The 4,386-nt window shown below is 40.0% G+C and carries 5 protein-coding genes; 4 read left to right on the forward strand and 1 reads right to left on the reverse strand.

What is annotated here, in order from left to right; all coding sequences use genetic code 11:
* Positions 1 to 124: 124 nt before the first annotated feature.
* The 4 genes from leuC (at position 125) to leuB (ending at position 4,031) form a co-directional block, all read left to right on the forward strand.
* Entirely contained in the window at positions 125 to 1,558 is a 1,434-nt protein-coding gene (leuC, locus tag KPC_RS18070) for a 3-isopropylmalate dehydratase large subunit (RefSeq protein ID WP_121975721.1), read from the forward strand.
* Positions 1,559 to 1,570: 12 nt separating this feature from the next.
* Positions 1,571 to 2,221, forward strand: coding sequence for a 3-isopropylmalate dehydratase small subunit (leuD, locus tag KPC_RS18075; protein WP_121975722.1), 651 nt, complete (start codon positions 1,571 to 1,573; stop codon positions 2,219 to 2,221).
* Between the two features lie 118 nt (positions 2,222 to 2,339).
* Positions 2,340 to 2,909, forward strand: coding sequence for a hypothetical protein (locus tag KPC_RS18080; protein ID WP_121975723.1), 570 nt, complete (start codon positions 2,340 to 2,342; stop codon positions 2,907 to 2,909).
* A gap of 42 nt (positions 2,910 to 2,951) precedes the next feature.
* Positions 2,952 to 4,031, forward strand: a complete 1,080-nt coding sequence (gene leuB / locus KPC_RS18085; RefSeq protein ID WP_121975724.1) for a 3-isopropylmalate dehydrogenase — start codon at positions 2,952 to 2,954, stop codon at positions 4,029 to 4,031.
* A gap of 66 nt (positions 4,032 to 4,097) precedes the next feature.
* Here leuB and KPC_RS18090 read toward each other — a convergent pair.
* The coding region (locus tag KPC_RS18090; protein WP_213065910.1) for a hypothetical protein at positions 4,098 to 4,386 on the reverse strand (289 nt) is incomplete at its 5' end.

The following is a 4,386-nucleotide window of genomic DNA, read 5'->3' on the forward strand; positions in this document are numbered from 1 at the left end:
ATATCGGTTGAAATAATTTCTAAAAGTTTTTAAATTAATAAAAATGATAAATTAGATTTATGCAAAATAGCCGCTATAATCAAATTCATTGAAAGAATTACCCAGTCCAGTGGAGCATATCGACATGGCAGGCGAAACCCGGAAAGCAAAAACCTTATACGATAAATTATGGGATGACCATTTAGTATTACAACGAGATGACGGATCATCCTTACTCTATATCGACCGTCATTTATTACACGAAGTAACCTCACCACAGGCATTTGAAGGATTACAACTTGCAGGACGCCAACCTTGGCGCTTAAGTGCAAACGTAGCAACTCCTGATCATAATGTTCCAACCTCGAAAAAAGAGCGCTCGGAAGGGATTGCAGGTATTGAAGATGAAACTTCACGTATTCAGGTGCAAACTTTGGATGATAATTGCGAAGAATTCAATATTGTTGAATTTGACATCAATGACATCCGTCAGGGCATTGTACATGTTGTTGGGCCAGAACAAGGTTTAACTTTACCAGGTATGACTGTGGTCTGTGGAGACTCGCACACAGCGACTCATGGAGCATTTGGCTGTTTGGCGCATGGTATTGGAACATCTGAAGTTGAACATGTATTGGCGACACAATGCCTGGTTCAAAAGAAGATGAAAAACATGTTGGTGCGTGTTGATGGCAAATTAGGTCAGGGTGTTACGCCTAAAGATGTTGTCCTTGCCATTATCGGTAAAATCGGTACAGCAGGTGGTACAGGTCATGCGATTGAATTTGGTGGTCAAGTATTTAAAGACATGTCTATCGAAGGTCGCATGACAGTATGCAACATGGCAATTGAAGCAGGTGCTCGCGTTGGTATGGTTGCTGTCGATGACAAAACAATCCAATACGTTAAAAATCGTCCTTATGCACCAAAAGGTGAACAATGGGATGCTGCTGTTGAGTATTGGAATACTTTACATTCTGATGAAGGCGCTCATTTCGATACTATTGTGGTATTACAAGGTGAAGAAATTGAACCTCAGGTGTCTTGGGGAACTTCTCCTGAAATGGTGATTCCTGTTTCACAGGCTGTACCGACTTTGGATCAGGCTCGTGATGATGTTCAGCGAAAAGACTGGACTCGTGCTTATCAATATATGGGTTTAAATGCAGGTCAGGCATTGGCTGACATTCAATTAGACCGTGTATTTATTGGATCATGTACAAACTCACGTATAGAAGATATTCGTGCAGCAGCAGAAGTAATTAAAGGTCGTAAAGTTTCTAGTTCAATCAAGCAGGCAATGGTTGTTCCTGGTTCTGGCTTGGTAAAACAGCAGGCAGAACAGGAAGGATTGGATAAAATTTTTACCGCTGCTGGATTTGAATGGCGTGAACCAGGCTGTTCAATGTGTTTGGCAATGAATGCCGATAAATTACAACCAGGTGAACATTGTGCTTCGACTTCAAACCGTAACTTTGAAGGGCGTCAGGGTAATGGTGGTCGTACTCATCTAGTTAGTCCAGCAATGGCTGCAGCAGCTGCCATTGCAGGTCACTTTGTCGATGTTCGTTCATTCTAAGGGAGCAAAACCATGAAAGCTTATACCGTTGAACAAGGTATCGTTGCACCATTAGATCGTGCCAATGTTGATACAGATTTGATTATTCCGAAACAGTTTTTAAAATCAATTAAACGCACTGGTTTTGGTGAAAATTTATTTGATGAATTACGTTATTTAGATGAAGGTTATCCTGGTCAGGACAATTCAAAACGTCCTAAAAATCCAGATTTTGTATTAAATCAGCCACGTTATCAAGGGGCTTCAGTATTAATCGCTCGCCAAAACTTTGGTTGCGGATCAAGTCGCGAGCATGCGCCCTGGGCTTTGGATGAGTATGGTTTTCGTACCGTAATTGCACCAAGTTTTGCTGATATTTTCTTTAATAATAGCTTTAAAAATGGCATGTTACCCGTGATTTTAACAGAAGAGCAGGTTGATCAGTTATTTAAGGAATGTGCAGCAACTGAAGGATATCAACTTACGATCGATTTAGAGGCGCAAGAGGTGCGTACACCATCTGGTCAGTCTTTTAAGTTCGAAGTAGATCCATTTCGTAAGCACTGCTTGTTAAATGGTTTGGATGATATTGGCTTAACACTGCAGGCATCCGATGAAATCAAGGCATATGAAGCTAAAACCAGCCAATCACGTCCTTGGGTTTTTCAGGAAATTCGTGGTTAATTTAAGACATTTATTTGGGTTAACATTTAAGCGTAGCGTGAAAGCCTAACTCTTGCTAACATGCATTGAAACATGATGAATAGTCTGTTTATTCTGTGAGTAAGATTGGGGTTGGACAATGATAAAAGTCGGCGGTTTAGGTGTATTGATAGGTATATCAAGCTTATTGATCGGTGGCTGTGCGAGTCAACAAGTGATAGATGCAGGTCGTATCAATCTGGCCCAAAAAACGCTAAAAGCCGAGAATAACGTTAGCATTCATTGTTCAGGTGCGATGAAGTGTGAGTTTGAAAGGTTGAATAATCAAACGATTGTCGATGCCAGTTCACATCGTGTAGATCGTAAGGCCATTGAAAGAGGCTGGGTGCGTTTAAAAAATAATTCGTTCAAAGATAATGGATTATATTTAAATGTCCCACCTTCTCAATATGAAGTTATTGTTCGATATTATCCGATTTCCGAGCAACGGGCTGAAATGTTCCACATTATTCATAATTTTAAAGCACATCAAAATTATACGCTAAAAATGTATCGTAAAAGATTTACTACACCAGGTAGTTTACTTAACGTGTCAGCACCAACACCACTCTGTGTGGATCTGTTGTTGGAGCAACGCCCAATTCGCCGTTTTTGCCGCCCTTATAACGTACTTACAGGGGTGAGCGAATTTATAGAGCAAAGAATTTAATTTACTCAGTATGTATACTGATTTCAAAACATGGAATAACAGATGTCTAAACAAATTTTGATCTTGGCAGGTGACGGAATTGGTCCAGAGATTGTCGCTGCGGCAGAAAAAGTTCTTACACGTGTAAATGAAAAATTTAATTTGGGGTTAACCTGGGAACAAGGTTTACTTGGTGGTGCTGCAATTGATGCCCATGGTGAACCATATCCAGGTGTGACATCTGAGCAGGCAAAAAAAGCGGATGCTATTTTACTGGGTGCTGTAGGTGGTCCAAAGTGGGATAATATAGAGCGTTCGATTCGACCTGAACGCGGGTTGTTGAAAATTCGTAGTGAATTGAATTTGTTTGCAAATCTACGTCCTGCGATTTTATATCCGCAATTGGCAGATGCTTCTAGTCTCAAGCCTGAAATTGTTTCTGGTCTGGATATCCTGATCGTTCGTGAATTGACTGGTGGTATTTATTTCGGCCAACCACGTGGTATTCGTGAACTCGAAAATGGTGAAAAACAAGGTTATAACACTGATCTTTATTCCGAATCTGAAATCAAACGGATTGCCAAAGTCGCATTCGAACTAGCTGGACTTCGTGGTGGTAAAGTATGTTCAGTGGATAAAGCCAATGTTTTAGAGGTAACTGAGCTTTGGAAACAGACAGTAACTGCATTGAAAGAGGAACAATATCAGGATATCCAGCTTTCACATATGTATGTAGATAATGCAGCAATGCAATTGGTACGTGCACCTAAACAATTTGATGTGATTGTTACTGGTAACCTGTTTGGAGATATCTTGTCTGATGAGGCTGCAATGCTAACAGGTTCAATAGGCATGCTTCCATCTGCATCTCTGGATGAAAATGGTAAAGGTATGTATGAACCTTGTCATGGTTCTGCACCTGATATTGCAGGTCAAAACAAGGCAAATCCACTTGCTACCATTCTTTCTGTAGCGATGATGCTTCGTTATACTTTCCGTGAAGAAACAGCTGCAAAAGCTATCGAAGATGCGGTTGGAAATGTGCTGGATCAAGGTTTACGGACTGCCGATATCATGTCAGAAGGCATGAAAGCTGTAGGCACGGTTGAAATGGGGGATGCCGTAGTTGCCGCATTAGCTTAATTTGATATGACCATGTAAAAAACGCAGCAGAAGCTGCGTTTTTTAATTCTAAGATTTAAAATATATTTAGCAAGCTTTGCCTACCGTTTTAAAAGATTGTGCAATATTGTTGTCTAAATCATAAATAATATAGCATGGCATAAATGTTCTTTCAGAATTTGCCAAAGAACCGATTTGGGTAGCGGCTAAGCGTTGACGACCATCCGTAACCATTGGTACTGGAACAGGTGTTGTTAAAATACGTTCAAAATCGTAGATAGGGAAATAATCAATATTTTTATGAGAAAGTGATACATATAAACCTTTGATCGTTGTTTTAAATATTTTGGATGTCATATTAAATATTATATATGGA

Origin of the sequence: Acinetobacter stercoris (genome assembly GCF_900323515.1) — a bacterium.
Classification (GTDB): Bacteria; Pseudomonadota; Gammaproteobacteria; order Pseudomonadales; family Moraxellaceae; genus Acinetobacter; species Acinetobacter stercoris.

Bases quoted from the DNA above. Each gene is read 5' to 3' on its own strand.
- leuC (WP_121975721.1), top strand. From the start codon at position 125: ATGGCAGGCGAAACCCGGAAAGCAAAAACCTTATACGATAAATTATGG.
- leuD (WP_121975722.1), top strand. From the start codon at position 1,571: ATGAAAGCTTATACCGTTGAACAAGGTATCGTTGCACCATTAGATCGT.
- KPC_RS18080 (WP_121975723.1), top strand. From the start codon at position 2,340: ATGATAAAAGTCGGCGGTTTAGGTGTATTGATAGGTATATCAAGCTTA.
- leuB (WP_121975724.1), top strand. From the start codon at position 2,952: ATGTCTAAACAAATTTTGATCTTGGCAGGTGACGGAATTGGTCCAGAG.